We start from the raw sequence: 22,204 nt of genomic DNA on the forward strand, positions 1-22,204 counted from the left end.
GGTTTTTATTCCGGGTCCGAATTCTCCTTCATAACCACAAGGCAGTTCTGCTAGATAAGTTTTCCTTTCTAATGGTGAGTAGTATTTCTCTTTCCGAAATAGTACATTATCGGTTTTCAGGATGATGTCTTGAACGATTACTTCTTCATACCCTTTGAACTGTGCGTCTGCTGGTAGTTTGTCTTGGGGGTATTCTAGGATTTTTTCTCTGTCTATTTTAATTGTTTGATTTTTACTGCCCTTGGAGTGCTGTTTTGGGGTCTTTCTTTCTTGTTCTGATGAGTGCTTATTTTCAAACCCTTTCTTGTTCTTGGCTTTTATGTCTGGTTGACCTTGTTCTCCCTTCAATCGGTTGTTTTCATCTTTTAACCGTTGATTCTCTGACTCTAAGCTTTTGACTTTTAATTGTAATTGCTCTATTAGGTTTAGTAATATCTCTACTGTATGACGCATTGATTCGTCTGCAATCCCTTTTGGCTCGATGGTTTGCAGTAAATCTGATATTGATTTGTCACTCTCAATAATTTTTTGTGTCATGTCTCCCATTCTATGACACTGTGTGTACCTCGTTGCACTTATTTTCCTCTGTTACCCCTACTTATTGAGCCGATACCTTTAATCCGTCTAATCCGCGATTCTGACTATTTCCCGCATAATTCCTTAATCCACAATCTCGATACCTATGGACTTAAAATATCAAGACATCACCCAAAAAATTATCGGTGCATCCTTTGAAGTCCATAAATTTCTAGGTAACGGCTTTCAAGAAGTAATTTATCAACGCGCCCTTGCCTACGAATTCCATCAAGCAGGATTAACCTTTGCCAGAGAAATTGAACAACATATCTATTACAAAAACCTACCCGAACCAATTGGTAAACGCCGCGCCGATTTTGTGGTTGAAGAAAAAGTATTAGTTGAACTCAAAGCAGTAATCCAACTCGAAGACGTACACCTAGCCCAAACATTAAACTATCTCAAAGTATATAAACTCGAAGTTGGATTATTGATTAACTTTGGAAGTAAAAGTTTGACATTTAAGAGATTAGTATTTACTAACAAATAAAAAATTCAGAATCGCAGATTATATGGAGTACACTGATTACACAGATTTTTTTTATTTGCGAAGATAACCAAAATCTGTGAAATCCTTTAATCCGTAAAATCCGCGATTCTCGCCTTGTTTTTAGCTATTCACCTATCACCTGGTAGCAATCGTCCTAAAACAAATGTAAATGGTGGTAATATAATCCGCATTCCATGTTCCATCATTTGCAATCCACCACCAGCAGTAGCTAATAACAAATCAATACCAGAAAATTTACCGTACCAATTAGGAATTGTACAAACCTCTTCTAATACCGGTGTTCCTCCCAAATTCATGGCTACAAACAATGGTTTTTCTGAATTTTGTTCATGAAGCAATACACATGATAAACCACTATTTCTAGAAGATAAAAGAGTCCGAATTCCCTGATTAATTAATTTGTTTTCTAACCTAATTTCTGCTAATTGTTGAATCAACTTAAAAGTTGAATTGTCTTGGCTATAAGGCTCAAAAGATTTACGGTTAATCGGACCAAACCGCCATACACAAGCAGGATTATCGAACATATCCTCCCGCACATAACAATCATGACCAATCCATTCTCCTGTATCCTCTTTTTGGTGGAAACCTAAAGCCCCAGAAAACTCTTGTTCTGTTCCTTGATATATAAAAGGTATCTGTGGTCCAAGAATTAAACAGGCTAAGGAAAAATGCAGGCGAATTCGAGCCTCTTCTGTATTTTCTAATCGGCTTAAAAACTGATGGAAGATCCTTGTTGTATCTTGATTATCAAGAAACATGAGATTATTTCGCCAACCACCACAATAAGACTGTGAAGGTTCTAGAAAACCACAAAAATAATCTGCTAAACCCCCAAGCCAATTACCATCACCAAAGGAATTTTTGATTTTATAATAGGTAGGATAGTCTATTAAATTTGTGAATTTGGCGCTATCATATTCCAGCACTTCTTCATGGGTACTACCAGCGTGTTCAGCTATTTGCAAAAACCGTTTTTTCCCTAAATGAGTAGCATACCTTAATATCTCCTCCACACAAGGTTCCCAGAAATCAAGTCCAACGTGACGAGCCGAATCATATCGCAAACCATCAATATCTGTTTCCGCTATCCAGTATTTAAGATGTTGAATTAGTAGCGATCGCACATAAGTTGCTTCTGTTCGCCAATCTTCCAAAAAACCAAAAAGTCTTTGATTCACCATATCGGTGTATTCTGGTCCATGGAAAAGACAAGTATTGCGTGCTTCTATGGGAAAAGGCATAACAGCAGCTTCTTCACCTTGCACATACTTGAACTCTCCACCAGCCGGACCACCATACTCTTCCCAGTTAATACTATCGGCAATGTGATTATTAACGACATCTAAAATTACCGCAATATCAGCTTCATGGGCTTTTTTAACAAGCTCACGAACACAGTTAAGTGTACCTAGACGTGGATCAACCATTAACAGATGAATAGGATGATAGCCATGATAGCCATCAGCAGCATTAACATACACTGGGCTTAAAATGATAGCTCGAATTCCCAGTGATTTTAATAATCTATCTTTTGTGTCACACCTTGAACTGTGCCACCATGGCTCGCATAAGGAGAAGATGGATCATATTTAACTGTACCTAGACCAGTTAAATTTTTGTCAGAACTGCGAGCAAATCGGTCAATAATAATTGAGTAGAATAAACGGGCTTCCCAGTCCTCTGGACCAGATGTAATTTCTACCTTGGGGTATTGGTCCGTATAGAGGCTGATTATTCGCAAACCCTAAAAAAGCTGATGGGATTTCCGTCATGGCGCGAGGAGAATCATTGCAGACTAGAAGAAACCGTGACTGCTGACTTGTATGTTCATTCCCATCAGTATCAAGATAACCCAATCTATAACGGTATCCTCCCCCATGACCAATAGGTGGTAAAGTCACCGAAAACAATTTAAAACCATTTTCTAGAATTTCTTCCGTATGGGCTGTAATTCGCCCTGAATCAAAATATCCTTGTTCATCATTTAACTCATAGGCTATTTGTCCCTTATCGGGATGTTTCGATAGAGAAACACCAAACTGAATACAAATTTTCTCGTCGCTTCTAAACACCCAGGTAAATGGTGCCATGATCGGGTTAAGATGGACTTCGCAGTATTCATCAAAGTAGCGCATAAATTGACTCGATAAATAGTGGCAAACAATCAGAAATGGAAATTTTGACTTTTAATATCAAAGCTGCAAGTGAGGCTAACGAACAAAAAATTAGTACGTTTTTGTCACAGTCTCTTTTTCAGTTATTTCAGGAATTAACCATTGTTCATCAAGTTTAGGAATTAACCATTTTTGATCAAGTTTCTGAAAGTAAAAGTAATTGTATAAACTAATGGATGTGATGAAAACAATTAATCCTTCTATAATCATTAAGAAACCTATCCCCCGCCCTTCTCCAATTTCAATTAGTTGACCTACTGTTGTAGATAGTAATCCTTCAGGAGATAACATAGGTTCTAAAATTCTGTCAGCTAAGGGACTGGCGGTAAGATTGCCAAGAGCTAATCCTAGTCCTGTAACTGTACCTAACAAAGAAAGAACGCGCCCTTGCACTTTTGGATGTACATTAGTTTGCCAAATTGTATAGTTTGTACTGAGAATGATAGGAATGGTAAAAAAGGATATACAAAGACCTAATGTGATCGTAGGAATAAAGGGTTTTGCTCCAGCAATTATTAATCCTATGCCATTTAATGCCGAAAATATAAATAGTGTATATATTGATGTTTTTCCTCCTCCCCAAAAGCTCATTACCAAACTTCCAGCCACCATACCACAGCCCGCAATTGACATAACTGTACCAAAGGTGGTGGTAGAAGAAAATGATAATATTAATGGATCAATTAAAACCGTAGTCATCCCACTCACAAAGAAATGAATGGTCATAAATATGAGGAGAATTACAAAAAAAATCCGGGATGAAATATTTTTCCACCCATAGATAATTTCATCAATGATCACAGTTATTCCTTTGCCAGAATTGTTAATAGCTTCAGGCTGAGGAATTTTAATAAAGAGTAATGTTACTAAAGCAATGATATAGGTTGAGAAATCAATTAATAGCAATCCTTGAAGTTGTACAGCCGCTATCAGTACGCCGGCTAAAATTGGTGCTGTTAGCTGTCCTACGGCTGTGCTTAACTGAATTAAACCATTAGCTCTTCCTATTTGATCACTTTTTACCATCATGGTGACAGCAGCAGATTTAGCAATCATTTGAAAAGAACCACATAGTGATGTCAAGAATGCAGAGATATAAGTGTGCCAAACCTCTAAATGATTTGTCAATAAAAGTAATGCAAGTGTAAGTGTAATTAACGCTGCGACTAAATCACTGATAATAATGATTACTTGACGATTCCATCTATCTACTAATGCTCCAACTATAGGTGTAATTAATACACCAGGTAGAGTGGTAAAAAATATCACTAAACTCAGTTGAGTTACGGCGTGTGTATTTTGATACACCCATATGCTTAAACCAAATCCGGTCAGACGATTTCCAATTTCGGAAAGAGATTGTCCAAGCCAGAAGAGGAAAAAACTGCGTATTTCACGAATTATTGCAATCAGTTGACTTAGAGCGTTCATCATTTAGCTGAGTAATTGGTAAGAATGTGAAGAATGATAGATGTCAATAACAAGTGTTCACTGATGCTTCGAGTTTAAAAAATATTATACGACTCATCGGTACAAAGCTTTGTGTTACATTTCCACAAAAAAATTTTATCTTGAGTTGTCAATGTTTTTTTACACGGGATAAATAGATAAGGTTTGAGGTATGTAATTGTTTTAACGTTAGGTAAATTTTATCCCCCGGTTTCTAAAATACCAGTAAATTCAAATTTCTGTGATTATATTCCCAAAAGTTCTACCCAGTATTTTGAGAATTTCTATGTATTTAATTGATTATCTTCATTTTCAGGGTATAAAACCTATTGTTAGGTATAAGAGGAATTAATACCATTTAGTCTCTCGAAGGTTATGGAAACTCTCTTAGTATAGAAGATGACACAATTTTCTGGTAAGTCATAAAGAAAACAAAACTGTTAACAGTGATCAATAATTAATACAAATTTTACGAATGATTGCGAAAAATGGAATTTGAGGAATTTATGTAGTAAGTATTTGATGCTCTAAAAGCTAAAATAGGTATAAAAAAGAATTAAAAATTAAAGAGAGAGTTATTCCCAAGTGGCTACATTCCGCAACACGCTGGGAATTTCACCTTGAGATAGGGGAAACTCTAGCATTGTTTCTCGATAACCTAAATATCCTGATTCAGTAAAAGATAAAAGCATTCTTTCTAGTGCAATCCAAACTTCTGATTCATATTCCCAATCACTATAACGTTTAGCACGTCCAGCAATGGAACGTAATGCCCAAAAATAAGAATTTCTGACGACAGAACCACCTTTTTTAAATTCTGGTACGTCTTCCTGGTGAATAAATAAAATGTTATTCTCAATTCTACATCTCATAAATAAAATGGGAAACTTATATGAATAGTATATTTTCTGCTGAAAATTTGGTGAAATTTAAAATCCCTACAACATAATATTCTCAAGAATTGTTAACCATTTATCAAAATGTTGGCACTGCTGACGAATTACATCCAAACCAATATCCATTGCAATCCACACCACCTTTACCTGTTGAACTAGTTCTTACAAGAATTGGATTGAGGTAAATATTTTGTCGCTGAAAATGCGCGTAGAGTAATTCTCTAACAAAAGTTTCTTCCGTCTGTCCTTCCACAAAAACGTTTACTCGAATCATCGTGAAGGTCTTCCTCCAAGAATATTCTTTTTCCAAAGTTCTCCTAAACTGTAATCTTCCAACCACTCATGTAAATCTTCCTCTTTCAATCTTCTCAGTAATGATTTACCATCATCTCGATCTACAACAATCACATCCTTCGCGTCAAATTCATTTAGCAATTCCACCGATTGAGTAGAAACAATAACTTGTTTTTTTTGTGCAGCCGCACGCATTAACGATGCCAGAACAGTAATTGCATAAGGGTGAAGACCTAACTCAGGTTCATCCACTAAAATTGTTGCAGGTTGAAATAAATTAGGTTGCAAAAAAACCGTTGCTAAACAGATAAACCGCAACGTTCCATCAGAAAAATGATGAGCTTTAAAGGGAATATCCTGACCTTGCTCAAACCATTCTAGTTCTATGACATCATTATTTTGTGGAGAAGGTCGTAGATAGAAATCACCAAAAAAAGGAGCTACAAGTCGAACTGTTTTAACGATTTGTTGATAAGATTCAGAATATTTTTCTTTCAATAAATACAAAAAAGCTGCAAGATTTCGCCCGTCAGCACGCAGGTAAGCATTATCATTAATGCCATGTGGTTGCTTCACATAAGCACTGTCGCTGGTATCATGGAAATGATAAACTCGCCATTGCTTCATAGCAGGTAATACATAGTCATCAATTGCAGTTTTAGTCCCTTCTGGAGCTTTAGTTTCAAAATGACCACTACTGATTCTCTTCTCTCCACTCATGTTCCACCAAAAAGATTCTTTGGAGAACATCAAACGGTTATCCTGAGTTGGTTCAAAGGTTGCAAAGTAACCGTTTCTTCCAAAGTAGAGTTCAACTTCTAATTGTTCAGTTATTTTCCGACCAAAATGCAAAATTGCATCGGGTCCACCTTGACGACTGACAAAAACTTGCAGTTTATTTTCAAGCATCTGCTCAATCATCCGAAAAAAGCCGATAAAATTAGATTTACCAGCACCATTGCAGCCAATGAGTATGTTGAGTTGAGAAAGCTCAACGTCGCATTTTGCAATGGACTTAAAGCCCTTCAAAACAATTCTCGATAGCTGCCTTTCACTGATCAATTCAGGCATAGAATAATCTCCTGATTTTTAAGTTTTTGGACTGCTGATATGGCTAGATTTATACCATTATCAAAAATTAGATAAATTGTTAAATCAATACTTTGTTGATTCATCAAAATTGCCTAAAATTCCAACTTTCTACAACACCTTACATTGTCCATAATGACGTAACAAGTGATCACATAAAACCAAAGCTACCATTGCATCAACCATCGGTACAGCGCGGGGTAAAACACAAGGATCATGTCTACCTTTTCCGGCTAAAAGGGTTTCTTCACCTTCCTTAGTTACGGTTTTTTGTTCTTTTCTAATAGTGGCGGTTGGTTTGAAAGCAACTCGGATAATAATATTCTCACCGTTGGAAATTCCCCCTTGAATTCCTCCAGAACGGTTGGTTACTGTGCGAATTTCCCCATTTTCATCTATGTAAAATTCGTCGTTATGTTCAAAACCTGTTAGCAAAGTTCCATCAAAACCAGAACCGATTTCAAAACCTTTACTTGCGGGTAATGACATTACTGCTTTTGCTAAATCTGCTTCTAATTTATCAAAAACTGGTTCTCCTAAACCCTTGGGAACATTCCGCACCACACATTCAACTACACCACCAATGGAATTACCATCTCGACCGGTTTGTTCAATTAATGAAATCATAGTGTTAGCAATTGCGCCATCTGGACAACGGACAATATTGCTTTCTACGTCTTCTAAAGTGACAGTATTAGTATCAACAACACCTTCTAAATCTTTGATGCGCTTGACATAAGCAATAACTTCTACATTTGCAACTTGACGAAGAATCTTTTTAGCGATCGCACCAGCAGCAACCCTCCCTATTGTCTCACGCGCTGACGACCTACCGCCACCTTGCCAATTTCTGAATCCATACTTAGCATCATAGGTAGCATCTGCGTGAGAAGGACGGTATTTTTGCGCCATCTCATCATAATCTTGAGGACGAGTATTTTTATTTCTGACTAAGATAGCGATCGGTGTTCCCAGGGTTTTCCCCTCAAACACCCCAGATAGAATCTCACAGGTGTCTGCTTCTTTGCGAGGAGTGGTAATTTTACTTTGTCCTGGCCGTCTTCTATCTAACTCAAATTGAATTTCTTCAGCGGAAATTTCCAGTTGTGGGGGACAACCATCAATAATAACTCCCACACCGCCGCCGTGAGATTCGCCAAAAGTCGTAATACGGAAAAGATGACCAAAAGTGCTGCCCATGATGTTGAGGAAATACAGACCGGAATCTGTATTTTACATGGAGTTGGGGATTTTTTACGCTATGTGGGTTATTCAGTAATGTTTTTTGTCAGAATCATGATGTCCAGGATTTAAGGATTTTCAGGATGAGGTTGATTATTTATATCTATATTGTAGAGGTACGTTGCTCTAATTTTATTTATTCTACTACATTCAGCTAATATGCGAAGAGCTTTTTCTAGGTTTTGGGATACTGGTTGATAACCAGAATTTAGTAACCATCTAACCATTTCCACTAACTCAGGATGACCTTTTTTAAGCCATTGACAGTAGTCATCAACGGTACAGCTTTTCAAAAATTTAATATCTTCTTGAACTCTAGATGATCTTGAAGAGGAATCAACATTAATTATATTTTGCAAAGCTGTAGTAATATCTAATGTCTGGTAATATTCTTTAATTTTCTCGTTTAAATAGAATTCTAAATCAGGATATTTAGTTACTTGATGTCTAAAACTGATTAAATCATCATAATAGTTGTATTCTAAAATCTCCGTTAATATGGTTTCTAATAGGGATTTTTCGTAACTAGAAATATCGAGTCCTAATATTGAAGCAAATCTTTCAAGTTGTTCAAATTGTGGGAGGCTCAATTGAAGATGATTCTCTTCTAGAAAAGTAAGGATTCCATTAATAATCTCTTGCTCATTATCTGCAAATGAATTATAGTATTTAAATCTATAAAGATGATTTGAAAGCCCATCAAGTTTTTTAATAATTTTATCCCTTTGTTCTTTTTTATTTAAAATCTGCCCTTCTTTAATAAACTCTTCATCCTTCAATAATGCTGTTTCGATAAGTTGGATTATAATTGTATCTAATTCTTCTAAATTTATATACCCTATCTCTCCAATTTTTAGCCTAAATTTAAATCTTTCGTTAGCGGTTTTATCATCTTCCTCTTTATATTGATCATAATATTTCTGTGCATTATAAGATATTGATAATATAGTATCCATAGGATCTATACCATTAATAGAAAATCTTTTACAAAATTCGGTATCTAATTTTGCTATATTAATAACAATAATATTTCTGATAATTTGATGACGTAAACTCTCTTCCCAATCTTTCATTAAGAGAATAAGCTCATCAATGAGCCATTGAGTTTTGCGGATAACTCGAATATTATTTGTACCAGCTTTTTTGAATACTTCTTTAATTACATCTATATCAGAATAGTCTTTAAATATAAAATCTAAATTTTCTTCTACTGTTGGATTCAGATTAAATTCTTTATCAATCACTTTTTCACGATAGCTTTCTAAATCAGTTTGTGAATCTTTATCGAGATTATCTTCATTATAAATAAGAATAATTTTGCATTTAAAATCTTGAACCAAATACTCAACAAATCCAAATATATCTTTTAATGGAAGCTGAGATTTTCTTTCTAGATCATCAATACAGATAATTGAATTGTGATGAACGTTTAAATTAAAAAATATCTCCAGCAACAAATCACCACCTATAGTCAGTAATGAACCTGATAATCCAAAATCTAGTTTTTGAGATTTTTCACCAGATAATCTAAAGTCTAGTTTTGGAGTTTTATCTAATCTGCTAGCATTGCGATTGAAAAATTCAAAGACATTATTAATTGTTTTTTGGTGTTTAGCAACTATTCTTGCTTTCAAATGTTCAATTGAAGAAATACCAAAAACAGAAGCATATAAACAATCATTTTTACGATGTTCTTCTAAAACAGTCCTTACTAAATGTGTTTTGCCAACACCCCATTTACCCTTAACAGCTAAAACTCTATAATTTTCATTATCTAAGAATTTCTTGATAATACTTTCTGCTTGTTCTCGATTAACTCCATAATTTACTGTATTTGTGCTTTTAGCAAACATATCTACATTGTTATTCATAAAATCATTATCCTGTAAATCCTTAAATCCTGGATATCCTGATTCAGACAAAAAATACTTTTAAAACAAAACATCCTAGAGAGTAGTTTGGCCTGACTCTAGAAAACCCGACATTTCCCAAAACTAACAAGTAGAGAAAAAGCTAATTTTCAATTCAATGTGAAAAATATCTAACTCGCTATAAGCATCAAAGACTTTAAATAAAGATTAATTTCCACAGATAAAAAGTCACTAAACTGATCATGACTTTTAACAAAATAAGGCTCTTCTTGTCCTTCGCAATATGAATAAGTTGGTGGGTTATCACCTTCTGAAAGTCTGAAAAAGCTGAACTGATATCCCTGGTGCATGAAAAATATAAAAGCATCCTCTGGTAAAGCTTGAGGAAAATCATTTTCTACTAAAAGTTGTTTAGCCCATTCTTGAATTTTTGGTAAATGCTGATAAAAGCAATCTGAACCACGTAAAAACTTACCTGCCCCATGCCCCATCATCTTCAGAAAGTCTTTGTAAGTGCTAGGCAGATTAATACCTTGTTGTCGTTCAAGTTGAATTATTTCCAAATCTGAACATGGGGAAAGATGATTCTCATTAAAAATAAGATTAAGTGGTGCGGGTAAATTGCAAATTGACATTTCTACCGACTCCTTTATGCAATGTTTCCGTGATGTACATTTAGCTGAATGTTCGGGAAAGTTTGCCTAAACTGCTTCATGACATACTCACACGAATCACATGGCTCTCTCTCTGTAAATAATTCAATTTTACCCTTTACTTCTCTATTATTTGTATATTTTTCAGCGATCGCTTCTAATATTTTGTACTCTGAGTCTAAGTCTCTTCGGTGTCCACCAATATCAAAGGCTTGAAACATCGGTTGATTGGGTAAACCAACCGCTCCTTCTCGCAACAGTTTACCACTAAAAGCAAATAGCTCCAAAAACGTCTCATCTACCCATACTCTAGCAATAGCAACATTTCGGGCTGGTGCTGGCACGTTACAAATTTTGCGAATTTCTGCGACGCGCTCTAACCAATCCATCTTTTTTAAATTTTATACTATCGTGTATTAAAAAGGGGCATTCTAGATAAACACCCCATCAATATTGTTTAAATTTCCAACTTCCTACAACACCTTAAACTAATTCTGGTGTTGCTTCTGTTTCTGGTTCTATATCTGGTAAACCATAGATAGAACGGTAAAGTTTATCGTACTGTTTCGCAGATTCATACCAACTGAAGTTTTCACTCATTCCCCGTTTTTGTAATTCTTGCCATTGAGGTTTGAAACGGAAACCTTCCCAAGCACGAATCATGCAGGTGAAGAGGTCTAGGGGTTCATAACGGTCAAAGCAATAACCTGTACCCGCTTCATTGACTGGATCAAAGTGGCTGACGGTATCAACTAATCCCCCTGTGCGGCGGACAATGGGGACAGAACCGTAACGTAAAGCCATCATTTGGCTAATTCCGCAGGGTTCAAAACGGCTGGGCATTAAGAAAGCATCTGTACCAGCGTAAATACGACGAGAAAGGGCATCATTATACAGGAGATAGGTAGCCATGCGTCCGGGATAGCGGGATGCGAGTTGCCACATTTGGGTTTCATAATAGCGATCGCCTGTTCCCAAAAGCACAAACTGAGCATCTGTATAAGCCATGAAACGGTCAAGGATTTGTAATACTAAATCCATCCCTTTTTGTTCTACTAACCTTGTCACCATGCCGATGAGAAAGGCATTAGAATTAACTTCTAAACCCACTTCTTCTTGCAAGGCTATTTTATTAGCTTTGCGTTTATCTAGGGTATCTATTGTAAAGGTTTGGTTGATGTATTTATCATTAGCTGGATCATAAACATCAGTATCTATGCCGTTAATTATCCCTGATAATTTGCCACTAATAAAAGATAATAAACCTTCTATTTGTTCACCATAGGCAGGTGTTTTAATTTGATCTGCATAGGTGGGAGAAACTGTATTTACTTTATTGGCAAACTGGACTGCGGCTGCCATGGTATTGTGTCCTTGCATATACCAGGGACACCAAGTAATTTTCTCCAAATACCAACGCCAAGGTCCTTGATAAGCAAGGTTATGAATGGTGAATACAGTGGTAATATCTGGGGATTGATTCAACCATACAGGTAACATTCCTGTGTGCCAATCATGACAATGGACAATTTCCGGTTTCCAGTAATTCCAGCAAAATTCCGCTGCACCATTGGAAAATAAGGTAAATCTCCAATCTTCATCTTCTCCACCATAAACCCGCCGAGGTAGAAAGGTTGGATGTCCAAATAAATACAAAGGAACATCAGTACCAGGGAGTACACCTTCGTAAACTGCAAACTCCTGGAACATGGCAGATCCCTTCCAAATGGGTTCTTTAGGAACTGTCATTTTGTCGGGAACAAAGCCATAGTAAGGCATAAAAATCCGGACATCATGACCCATTGCTCTCAAGACTTTGGGTAATGCACCTACAACATCGCCCATTCCGCCAACTTTGGCAATGGGAGCAGCTTCCGCCGCTACAAATAAAATTCTCATATTTTTGTCAGTGGTTAGTTGTCAATTGTCAGTTGTCAATTGTCAGTTGTCAGTTGTCAATTGTCAGTTGTCAGTTGTCAGTTGTTCGTTGTCCGTTGTTCGTTGTTCGTTGTCAGTTGTCAGTTGTTCGTTGTCAATTATCAATTGTCAATTGTCAGTGGTTAGTTGTCAGTTGTTCGTTGTCAATTATCAATTGTCAATTGTCAATTGTCAGTGGTTAGTTGTCAGTTGTTCGTTGTCAATTATCAATTGTCAATTGTCAATTAACTTATGATCCTCTTTGAATCTCGGTAAAGATTTTTTCTAAGATTTCTGTAGCGCCTTGTGATCTGAGAATACTGGCTAGTTCTGCGCCTAACTTTTCAGCATCAGCAGCCGCACCGCTGACGGTATCTTTAACTATTTGTTGACCATCAACGCTGGCCACAAGACCTTTTAGTGTTAATTGATCACCATTGATTTCTGTATTTACACCAATGGGAACTTGACAACCGCCTTCTAAAACTCGTAAAAATGATCTTTCTGCTAAACAGCGATCGCGTGTTTGCGGGTGTTCAATGGCTTTCAGCAAGGAAATTACTTGAGTATCATCAGCCCGGCATTCTATCCCCAAAGCGCCTTGTCCAACGGCATGGAGGGAGACTTCCGGGGTCAAAATTTGATGGATGCGATCGCTCATTTCCAATCTTTCTAAACCAGCTACTGCTAAAATTAAAGCATCATACTCACCAGCATCCAGTTTTGCCATGCGTGTGATTAAGTTTCCCCGGACATCCTTAAATGTAAAATGAGGGAACTTATGACGTAACTGTGCCAGTCGTCGCAGGGAAGAAGTCCCAATTACCGCACCAGCGGGTAAAGTCTCGATTTGTTTACCTTTATGCTTTTCATGCAGCACCACCGCGTCTGCGGGGTTTTCCCGTTCTGTAATTGCTGCTAGTGTCAACCCTGCTGGTAAGTTAGTTGGCAGATCCTTGAGGGAATGCACAGCAAAATCAATATCTTTATTGATCATGCCCAATTCCAGTTCCTTGGTAAATAGTCCTTTATCACCAATTTTAGCCAATGCTACATCCAGGATTTTGTCCCCTTGGGTAGACATGGTATGGACTTCAAAAGTAATGTCAGGAAAGCTTTTCTGGAGTTGCGCTTGCACCCAGTATGTTTGAACTAAGGCTAGTTGGCTTTTACGTGAACCAATACGAATAGTAGTGCGTGCAGGACTAGAAACTGAAGTCATAAAACTATTTGTCAAACCAGGCGATAAATTAACATTTATCTAGACTACCGCAGCAAGTGACGCACTGGATTGGATCAGGCTGATTCTGTGAAGATTTTATTGGCAAATTGCTTTACATTTATTTACAATTTAACCTAATTAGCTCAATAAGTTCTGAGCCAGGATTGTGAAATTAACCTTCATGCACATAAATATCTCTGATCGGAAAGGGAATTTCAATACCCTCTAGCTGATAACGTTTGTGCAGTTTCTTCACAAATAAGTGTTTACCAATCCGCTGATCGAAAAATTCACTAACCCGCATATAAAGTGTATAATCTATACTAAAATCATTGAAAGTATGAAACCTAAGATAAGGTTCATTTTTAATTAATTCCGGTGCAATTTCTTGCATAACTTCTTTGGCAACTTCGATAGTAACTCTTTCTACTAAATCCAAATCACTCTTGTAACTAACACCAATATTCATTGTTAAAGTAATTTCTTTCTCAGGTAGATGGTAATTAGTAAAAATCGCCGACGCTAACTTAGAATTAGGGACAATTATCACATTATTAGAAATTTCTCTAATCGTTGTATTCCGCCATGTGATATCTGCAACGTAACCCTGATTGCCATCATCTAACTTTACATAATCTCCAGTTCTCACTTGCTTAGACATAACCAAATAAAAACCAGAAAATAAATTTGCTAATGTATCTTGTAGTGCTAAACCTACTGCTAAACCTCCAACTCCTAATGTCGTAATTATAGGTGTAATTTCAATACCTACAGTTTGCAAAAGGATTAATGTCCCTAACATTAAAACTGCAATTTTAGCAAGATTAGATAGTAGTGATGTAGAAACTCCTTCTGTTCTGCGAACTAATAAAGTCACAAAACCATCTGCTAATCTAGCTAGGACTAATGTCACTGAATATAGCAGAATTATAGTCAGAATTTTTTGCAGAACATTAGCGATATCTGGTTTGAGGGGAGAACTAAGAATAGCCCAAAAAAATCCGGCAATTACAAACCAGATAAATGTCATCCTGTGCAATGATTGAAATATAATTTCACTGCCAGGAATTTGTTTTTTAGTCACAAATGTTTTCAGTTTTCTGAAAATCACTTTTTCGCCAACTAATCCAGCAAGTAATCCAGCCAGAATAAATACAAACGGTATAATCCATTCGATCATATAGCACCCTAAATCATTTATGAACGTCTTATATTATCTGTTGTCTGCCCTCATGAGTCTGTTTGTAACTCAAAGATAGGATGACTACAATTAATTAAACCTCAGATTAGGATATCAGCATCAGTAAATTATCCTGGCTAGATTTTACCTTATTGTTTACCAAACAATCTCCAGAAAATATTGTCTAAGTACAATAATTCGTCTTGTCGCTGCTAGATTTGTGTATCTCCCGTCAGCACAAAGGCATAAATCATAACCTTAAATACTCGATTTATTGGAGAAGTTAGGTATATTTTGTTTACACTCATTTAATAATCTTAGAAATAAATAAAAATGAATAAATATACAAAAAAAGCCAAATCTTCAAACATCTGACAGAAAAGGCGTAGGGACAATTCATATTGGATCTGGTTAAATACTGATATCAAGACTGTCCACCCTGTCACCTGCTAGATACAGCAGAATTCCCCACGTCAGTAAGAATCTTGATTTTTCGTTAATTTCAGAGATATAGGTGCGTTTTACCTTTTTGATAGCGGATCTCTTGCAAAAGATGTAACTCTATTATATGGTGAGGCCAATGCTTTTTGAACTCAATTCTCTTAAATTATTCCTGGTCCTTTACCTCTTTTATCAAAATTCTCTGTTAGCAAACCGGTTTTATCTTCATTGACTTCTCGTAATTCCTGTATCCGTTCTGCTTTCTCTTTTTCTGCTGCTTCCCGTGCATCACCAGGGACTTCATAATACATTTCTGGTTCAACTGGATAATTATTCAACAAACCCTCTTGATCAATTGTGTAACCATCTGTTGTGCGAATACTGTCAATATGAGTTTGGTTATCAGTAGACGCACTGGAAAGATTTTCTTCTGTAGGACGGTGTTTATAATGTTCTCCTTCACGTTTGATTCGTGCTGCTGTTTCGGCTGGAATTATTCCCCGATCATAAGAATCTGAAGTAATTTTTTCATTTTGCTCATTCATACAATTAGTCCTTTTGGCTTTTTCAGCATTCCAAACTCTAGATTAGAATTTTTTGGCAGATAAAGATACTATCTTCAGGAGGAACTTCCAAAAATACTTTGATCAAAAACATCTATCTATAGATGTAGATTATATTTTTAAATTCAAAAGAAAATGTAGATAGATGATTGTCCTATCTACATTTTATTAGTAATTATTTCTCAGAAAATATTTAACCTAATGATTTTTGTTTGAAAGAGCTAAATTTCTGAGATAATTCTTGCCGAGTCTCATATTTAAGGAGATAACGGGCAGTAAACCAAATAGAGTAAAATAGGCCGATCAACTCAAAAATTGGTTGTAGTAACGGTATATCATTCACAGCGTCTAGTAATGCGATCGCTACTTTAACTGTGACTAAAGCTGATAAAATTAAAAGTAAGGTGATTAAACCTTGCTTATTGTTGTTCAAAATACTGCCTAAATAATCTGGCAGTTTATTAAAGAAATCAACAATTTGGCTACTAATTTTTTGCCATTGGGATTCAGTTTCCTTAGCAGGAGGTAGCTTTGGTAAATTGCCATTGTCTCCATCTGAAAAAGATAAGATATCTTGTGGAGAAGTAGAATTTGCTTGTTCTGGTTGCGGTGCTTGAGTTTCCATCATGGTTGTCATTTGGGAATTACAACATTTTTGACAAGTGAATGGACGTGATTAAAATATAACAGGTTAGAGGCTAAAATTTTCAATTATTAAAAAAATAAAACATTTAACCTCTCTTTAGCTTATGAATATTTTCTTCCCAATTTGCACCATCAAAAGGTACAATTTCAAAATCACCAATTACATTCCCATCTAAACACCGCACATTGACATCAATACAATCAGGGTGACTACGGGGAATATAAAAGGAATGAATACCACAAATACCACAGAATTTATGTTGTGCTACTCCTGTATTAAATCTGTAAGTTTTTAATACATCCTCACCCTGTAGCAAAGTAAACTGTTTTTGGGGGACAATTAAATGCAAAAATCCTTTTTTAGCACAAATTGAACAATTGCAATCATCTACTTTGTGGTTATCAACTATGACCTGAAATCTAACTTTACCACAATGACAACCACCTTCATAAGTAACAGATTGATTCATCTTTAAATATCTCTACTTAACATTAAGTTTTTCAAGTTGATTAACTCGCATCGTTAGTTTGTTAACTTTTTGATTTAATTCAACTACTAAAGTTGCTAAGTTATCAAACATTTTTTCCTGTTGTGGTTGTGTTAACTTCTGTCTCAAATTAGGAGAACCGGGAAGGCTATTTGCAGATGGTAATTGATTATTTTTTCTAACCATTAATTCAAGCTGCTGTAAGCGTAAATTTAGAGTCCTAACATCAGCTTCTAAATTATTAACACGAAAATCAACCTGTTGTGGTGAAGCCGTATTTAACAAAATACCACTCCAAACAATAATTACCAATACCCCCATTAATAGAAATCTTCTGAACATCATATTATTAATTAAGCAAAAATTGTAGGTTGGGTTGACAAAGGAAACCCAACAAATCAGCTAATTAATCAATTTTCATTGATCAGGTTGTAAAGAAGAAAATAGTTTTTTCCAATCTGGATTATGAGCATTTTCTTCACTTTCTTTCACTTCAAAAGTTAGATTACTAGCTTTTGGTTCTTTGATTGCTTGGACACAAATTTCTGCCACATCATCACGGCTAATTTTTCCTTTAATATTATCACCTTGTTCAAAGATTAATGCTTTTCCTCCTGCTGTTTCTGTCAAAGCACAAGGTCTAATAATTGTATAAGGAATTCCACTAGCTTTTACACTTTCTTCCCCTCGCAACTTCCAAGTTAAAATCCCTCCCAATTGGTCATTTAATCTCACCGCTGGTGGTTCTTCCTCTAAATTAATTCCTGGTCTTCCTGGACGAGTTACACCAGCAGAACTAATTAAAACAAATTGAGGTAAAGTTTCCCCACCATAAGCTTTAATTGATTCAACTTCCAGGGAAAAAATACCTGGAGAAAAGTGAGGATTTAAAGCACCATCATATTCAAACTTACTCAACATTAGTTGCAAAGAACAAACTTTACTAACATCCATTGGTGGACAATCTTTAACAATTTTGGCACGAAATACGGGAACTAAATCTGCAAAAGGAATCTGAATATCTAGCCAAGTATTAGCAACAGTATCAAAAGAATAGCTATGACCAACTCCGTCCCAAGTTGATTCTGTGCGTAAAAATATTTTATAACGTTGTCCATCACCTTTAACCCGTAACTTCACACCTTGACAACCTGATAAATCAAGTAAAGGTGAAAAATTCTTAGTTCTGACAGAAGCAAAACCCCCAGAATTAGCAGTAGAAACATTTCCTGTAAATACTGCTGTATTTTCCTTAATTTGGAAACTACTGGCGCTGACACCACCCATGACTACATCATCTAAAGCACCCCAGATATTTTTGATTTCATCTGATGGTTTAGTAAAATCAAATATGGGTTTTTCACCCACAGAAACTAGATATTTTGCTGCTGTTTCTACTAAATTTTTCACACCTTTATATTCAACATTTTCTGGTGTATCTCCGACAATTTCCGGTTGATAAAATTTCACACCTTGATTATATTTTGCTCTATCTGGTGTATCTCCTTCCACAGGTTGGACACGCACGGAGGTACAACAAATTACGGCTTGAATATTAGCCATAACTAAATTTGTCAAAGTTTCTGGTTTCGTAATATCTCCAACTACCAAATCAATATCATCACCCAAAATTGGCCGCGCTTTCTCAATATCTCGAACTAAACAGCGGACATTATACCCCTGTGCTACCAATTTTTTGACAACTCGTTTACCGACTCCACCAGTCGCACCAGCTACTAGAATCACAGGCATATTTCTTCCTTCTTTTGATATATTTTGTTCATCTTTAGGACTACCTTGAAATATTTTTTGTATCCAGTTAAGAACCGGAAATACTTCAAAATAAGTTAGAGTTTTGATAAACCTGCATAAATCCCATCGAGAACTATTGTTATTATTCATAGTTACTATTTAATCACTCTAGTCTCATTGTATCAATTTTGTGAGTACATGGTGAAAAAGATCCAATCCTGGGTATAATCTAACAGTCCCGAATAAAAGTTAAATATCTCTTCCTCTGCGCCTCTGCGGTTAGTTAAAATGAATAATATCATGATGACTCAATTTGAAAAAGCCCAAACTGAATACGAGAACTTTCCCCAAGGATTTACTAGCATTATTATTAGTACCGTGAGTAAAGAGGGAATTCCTAATGCTAGTTATGCGCCTTTTGTAATGGATGATGATAAAAACATCTACATCTATGTTAGTGGACTAGCTACTCACACCCAAAATATTTATGCTAGTCCTTATGTAAGTGTTTTATTTATTGACGACGAAGTTAAAACTAAACAAATTTTTGCTCGTCGGCGATTAAATTTTGATTGTACTGCTAGTTTGATAGAAAGAGATACTGAAAAATGGCAGCAAATTGTTGATAAATTTCAAATTCGGTTTGGAGAATTGATTACCACTTTACGCAGTTTACCTGATTTTCGGATTTTGCAACTTAAACCTCATAGCGGTCGTTTTGTAATTGGGTTCGGCTCTGCTTATAATATTAATGCTGATAATATAAATCAACTTGTCCAAATTACCAAAGATTCACTTTCATAATCAGGACTTGCTGGTAGTGACTCCTGAATGGGCGCAGGCCCTGCGCCCCTACTAAAAAAACTTTTCAGCAACTTTTAATTAATTATGCTAAGATTTCAACCTCCTGGTTTTGGTAGTAAATTCATTCATACATCTTTAGGTGCAATGGTTTACTATACCCAAGTTAGCGCACCTTGGGAAAATGCAAAAGATAAAGATTTACCACCATTATTATTTCTGCATAATTTTGGTGGTGGTGCTTCTGCTTATGAATGGTCGAAAATTTACCCAGCTTATGCTTCACAATATCGAATTTTAGCCCCAGATTTAATTGGTTGGGGAAAATCTGCTCACCCGGTGCGAGATTATCAAATTCAAGATTATTTAACGACGATTATTGAGTTTATTACTCAAACTTGTCATCAACCTGTAACGGTAATAGCATCTTCTTTAACTGCGGCTTTTACTATTCGTCTCGCGGTGACTTATCCCGATTTATTCAAAGTGTTGTTTTTAGTTTGTCCTTCTGGTTTTAATGATTTTGGAGAAGGTGCAGGGAGGAGATTACCACTTTCTTTAATTACTACACCTCTAGTAGATAATTTAATTTATGCTTTAGGTGCAGAAAACGAAATTGCAGTCAGGAATTTTTTACAAAGTTTTCTTTTTGCTAACCCAGAAAGATTGACTCAAGAAATGGTAAATGCTTATCTAAGTTCTGCACAACAACATCAAGCTAAGTTTGCGGCTTTGGCATTTTTACGAGGAAATCTTTATTTTGATTTGAGTTTATATATTCAACAACTTCAAGTTCCCACTGTAATGTTATGGGGAGAAAAAGCACAATTTACCAATATTGATTTAGGACGACGGTTAGCAAGTTTAAATCCTGGTGTGATTAAAGGTTTTCATGAAATACCCGACGCGGGAATTCTCCCCCATTTAGAAATACCAGCGGTTGTTATGGGAATTTTGCAAAAATACAATAAAGCTGGGGAATTAAGAATATAAATTCAAGAAATTAAAAGGTAGAGAGGTTTAATGGAACGTCTCTATAAGGATTAAGAAAAATGGATATTTAATTTTTACCAACTGTCCATTGGATTTTTTTTGGCAATCATGTATAATAGTGATATTGTTGTTTTCGCCATAACTTCGGGCAAACAACCACAAAAATACTAGAGACGCGGCTGCTGAAACCATGTCTCGTTTATCACTTCAAAGCCAAGAGTTTAGTTTAAGACTCTCATGGAATTTTCATGCAGCCAAAAAATATACAACGTCTCATGCGTGCTTTAGAAAAGCAGGGTTTAGACGTAACTTATCAAAATAGCACTTATTCTGTGCGTCTAGTTAACTCACCGGATACCCCAGTAGCCGAAGTATTACTACCAGAAGGTTTTCCTGTAGAAGCAAAAGCACTCAAACAGTTAGCGAATTTAGCCAATATTCGCCACCCCTCTGGCGGTTGTGTATGTCGTGCTTGTGCTACACCAGATTTTCATCCTGGTGATGCTGGTGTAGCAATTGGTTCAATTGTAGAAACAGAAGGTCAAGTCATTCCTGCTGCTGTCGGTTCTGACATTAACTGTGGAATGCGCCTACACGTAGCCGATTTGACCATTGATCAATTTTTATCAAAGCGCGACAAATTTGTGGAACTGATGAAAGGAGATTACTTTTTTGGGACGCGAGATGTGACAATGACTGCTAAAACCATGCAATCTCTATTTCAATATGGGGTTACGGGTTGGCTAGATGTGATGTTAGATTCACCTACAGGCAGTTTTATTAAGTCAGATTTGCTACAAATTGCCCAAGAAAGCGATCGCATTTTCCTGAGTGGTTCAATGGCTGGTAACTGGAAACTTGCACCAGAGGAATTGATACCCGATAGTGGAGTGGTGCGAGATGGCGGACTAGCAACCATTGGTGGTGGTAATCATTTTGTCGAAGTGCAACGAGTTGATCAGGTTGAAAACCGTTCCTTAGCTTATGCTTGGGGAGTGCGTGAGGGACAATTAGCTTTTATGATTCACTCCGGTTCTCGGAATGTGGGTAAGTACATTGGCGGAATGTGGCGAGATCAAGCCAAAGCTGCTTGGACAAAGGGTTTAAAATACCCAGAAGCACAAATTTTTCCCCTTTCTAGTTATTCTCACCTAGAACTGGTTGCTAGTTACTTAGAAGCAGAAGCGACTGCTGCAAACTACGCTTTTATTAATCGTCTGTTGTTAGCAGAATTGTTACGTCTGCGGTTGCGGGAAGTTTACGGAGATGTGGAAGCACCTTTGGTTTACGATTTACCGCACAATATTACCTTACCGCAAAATGCAAATTCTCAAATTGGTAGATGGATAACCCGTAAAGGCGCTTGTCCTGCATATCAAGGACAACCTGTAATTATCCCTGGTTCGATGGGTGATTTTTCTTACTTAATGGTTGGCAAAGGTAA

22 protein-coding genes and 1 pseudogene are annotated in these 22,204 nt (G+C 36.3%); 4 read left to right on the forward strand and 19 right to left on the reverse strand.

The annotated features are described in order from the left end of the window. Positions 1-537 (reverse strand): annotated as a pseudogene (locus tag FJR38_RS09710) (hypothetical protein); the annotation flags it as partial. A gap of 145 nt (positions 538-682) precedes the next feature. Here FJR38_RS09710 and FJR38_RS09715 point away from each other — a divergent pair. Continuing rightward, positions 683-1,066: a GxxExxY protein gene (locus tag FJR38_RS09715; protein ID WP_168495132.1), complete on the forward strand. Its 384-nt coding sequence runs from the start codon at positions 683-685 to the stop codon at positions 1,064-1,066. A 128-nt stretch (positions 1,067-1,194) separates the two neighbouring features. On the opposite strand, the gene FJR38_RS09720 is transcribed toward FJR38_RS09715, so the two are convergent. From FJR38_RS09720 to FJR38_RS09800, 18 genes are all read right to left on the reverse strand, one after another. Beyond that, positions 1,195-2,670, reverse strand: coding sequence for an alpha-amylase family glycosyl hydrolase (locus tag FJR38_RS09720; RefSeq protein WP_371418184.1), 1,476 nt, complete (start codon positions 2,668-2,670; stop codon positions 1,195-1,197). A gap of 60 nt (positions 2,671-2,730) precedes the next feature. Next, positions 2,731-3,180, reverse strand: a complete 450-nt coding sequence (locus tag FJR38_RS28385; protein ID WP_254449412.1) for a hypothetical protein — start codon at positions 3,178-3,180, stop codon at positions 2,731-2,733. 135 nt (positions 3,181-3,315) lie between these two features. Next, positions 3,316-4,698, reverse strand: coding sequence for an MFS transporter (locus tag FJR38_RS09725; protein WP_254445273.1), 1,383 nt, complete (start codon positions 4,696-4,698; stop codon positions 3,316-3,318). Positions 4,699-5,288: 590 nt separating this feature from the next. Continuing rightward, on the reverse strand, positions 5,289-5,585 hold the full coding sequence (locus tag FJR38_RS09730; protein WP_168495136.1) for a hypothetical protein: 297 nt from the start codon (positions 5,583-5,585) through the stop codon (positions 5,289-5,291). Between the two features lie 103 nt (positions 5,586-5,688). Continuing rightward, positions 5,689-5,883: a DUF4276 family protein gene (locus FJR38_RS09735; RefSeq protein WP_174763538.1), complete on the reverse strand. Its 195-nt coding sequence runs from the start codon at positions 5,881-5,883 to the stop codon at positions 5,689-5,691. Then, the gene (locus FJR38_RS09740) at positions 5,880-6,974 is read right to left on the reverse strand and encodes an AAA family ATPase (RefSeq protein ID WP_168495138.1); all 1,095 of its coding nucleotides are present in this window, start codon (positions 6,972-6,974) and stop codon (positions 5,880-5,882) included. The genes FJR38_RS09735 and FJR38_RS09740 overlap by 4 nt, the downstream gene beginning before the upstream one ends. 129 nt (positions 6,975-7,103) lie before the next feature. Next, positions 7,104-8,192 (reverse strand): chorismate synthase, encoded by a 1,089-nt coding sequence (gene aroC, locus FJR38_RS09745; protein ID WP_168495140.1) that lies wholly within the window; start codon positions 8,190-8,192, stop codon positions 7,104-7,106. A gap of 110 nt (positions 8,193-8,302) precedes the next feature. After that, positions 8,303-10,105, reverse strand: coding sequence for a P-loop NTPase fold protein (locus FJR38_RS09750; RefSeq protein ID WP_168536749.1), 1,803 nt, complete (start codon positions 10,103-10,105; stop codon positions 8,303-8,305). Between the two features lie 170 nt (positions 10,106-10,275). Beyond that, positions 10,276-10,740 (reverse strand): SMI1/KNR4 family protein, encoded by a 465-nt coding sequence (locus FJR38_RS09755; RefSeq protein WP_254449413.1) that lies wholly within the window; start codon positions 10,738-10,740, stop codon positions 10,276-10,278. Positions 10,741-10,754: 14 nt separating this feature from the next. Next, complete coding sequence (locus FJR38_RS09760; protein WP_168536751.1) at positions 10,755-11,147, reverse strand: deaminase domain-containing protein; 393 nt, start codon at positions 11,145-11,147, stop codon at positions 10,755-10,757. 94 nt (positions 11,148-11,241) lie between these two features. Then, positions 11,242-12,657 carry a glycogen synthase GlgA gene (gene glgA, locus FJR38_RS09765; RefSeq protein WP_168495146.1) on the reverse strand — a complete coding sequence of 472 codons (1,416 nt, stop codon included), beginning with the start codon at positions 12,655-12,657 and terminating at the stop codon, positions 11,242-11,244. A 268-nt stretch (positions 12,658-12,925) separates the two neighbouring features. Then, positions 12,926-13,897 carry a hydroxymethylbilane synthase gene (hemC, locus tag FJR38_RS09770; protein WP_168495148.1) on the reverse strand — a complete coding sequence of 324 codons (972 nt, stop codon included), beginning with the start codon at positions 13,895-13,897 and terminating at the stop codon, positions 12,926-12,928. A 172-nt stretch (positions 13,898-14,069) separates the two neighbouring features. Next, positions 14,070-15,077, reverse strand: coding sequence for a mechanosensitive ion channel family protein (locus tag FJR38_RS09775; RefSeq protein ID WP_168495166.1), 1,008 nt, complete (start codon positions 15,075-15,077; stop codon positions 14,070-14,072). A 602-nt stretch (positions 15,078-15,679) separates the two neighbouring features. Beyond that, positions 15,680-16,063, reverse strand: a complete 384-nt coding sequence (locus FJR38_RS09780; RefSeq protein WP_168495168.1) for a hypothetical protein — start codon at positions 16,061-16,063, stop codon at positions 15,680-15,682. 211 nt (positions 16,064-16,274) lie between these two features. Beyond that, entirely contained in the window at positions 16,275-16,718 is a 444-nt protein-coding gene (locus FJR38_RS09785; RefSeq protein WP_254445277.1) for a CAAD domain-containing protein, read from the reverse strand. Positions 16,719-16,812: 94 nt separating this feature from the next. Next, entirely contained in the window at positions 16,813-17,196 is a 384-nt protein-coding gene (locus FJR38_RS09790) for a GFA family protein (RefSeq protein WP_168495170.1), read from the reverse strand. A 12-nt stretch (positions 17,197-17,208) separates the two neighbouring features. Continuing rightward, the gene (locus tag FJR38_RS09795; RefSeq protein WP_254445278.1) at positions 17,209-17,559 is read right to left on the reverse strand and encodes a hypothetical protein; all 351 of its coding nucleotides are present in this window, start codon (positions 17,557-17,559) and stop codon (positions 17,209-17,211) included. A 72-nt stretch (positions 17,560-17,631) separates the two neighbouring features. After that, positions 17,632-19,116, reverse strand: coding sequence for a CIA30 family protein (locus FJR38_RS09800; protein WP_168495172.1), 1,485 nt, complete (start codon positions 19,114-19,116; stop codon positions 17,632-17,634). Positions 19,117-19,269: 153 nt separating this feature from the next. Between FJR38_RS09800 and FJR38_RS09805 the strand changes: the two genes are divergently transcribed. From FJR38_RS09805 to FJR38_RS09815, 3 genes are all read left to right on the forward strand, one after another. Beyond that, positions 19,270-19,770: a HugZ family protein gene (locus tag FJR38_RS09805; RefSeq protein WP_168495206.1), complete on the forward strand. Its 501-nt coding sequence runs from the start codon at positions 19,270-19,272 to the stop codon at positions 19,768-19,770. 84 nt (positions 19,771-19,854) lie between these two features. Continuing rightward, on the forward strand, positions 19,855-20,760 hold the full coding sequence (locus FJR38_RS09810; RefSeq protein WP_168536753.1) for an alpha/beta fold hydrolase: 906 nt from the start codon (positions 19,855-19,857) through the stop codon (positions 20,758-20,760). 248 nt (positions 20,761-21,008) lie between these two features. Beyond that, a partial coding sequence (locus FJR38_RS09815) for an RtcB family protein (RefSeq protein WP_168536755.1) occupies positions 21,009-22,204 on the forward strand: 1,196 nt, incomplete at its 3' end.

The organism is Anabaena sp. UHCC 0253 (genome assembly GCF_009712085.1).
Classification (GTDB): Bacteria; Cyanobacteriota; Cyanobacteriia; order Cyanobacteriales; family Nostocaceae; genus Dolichospermum.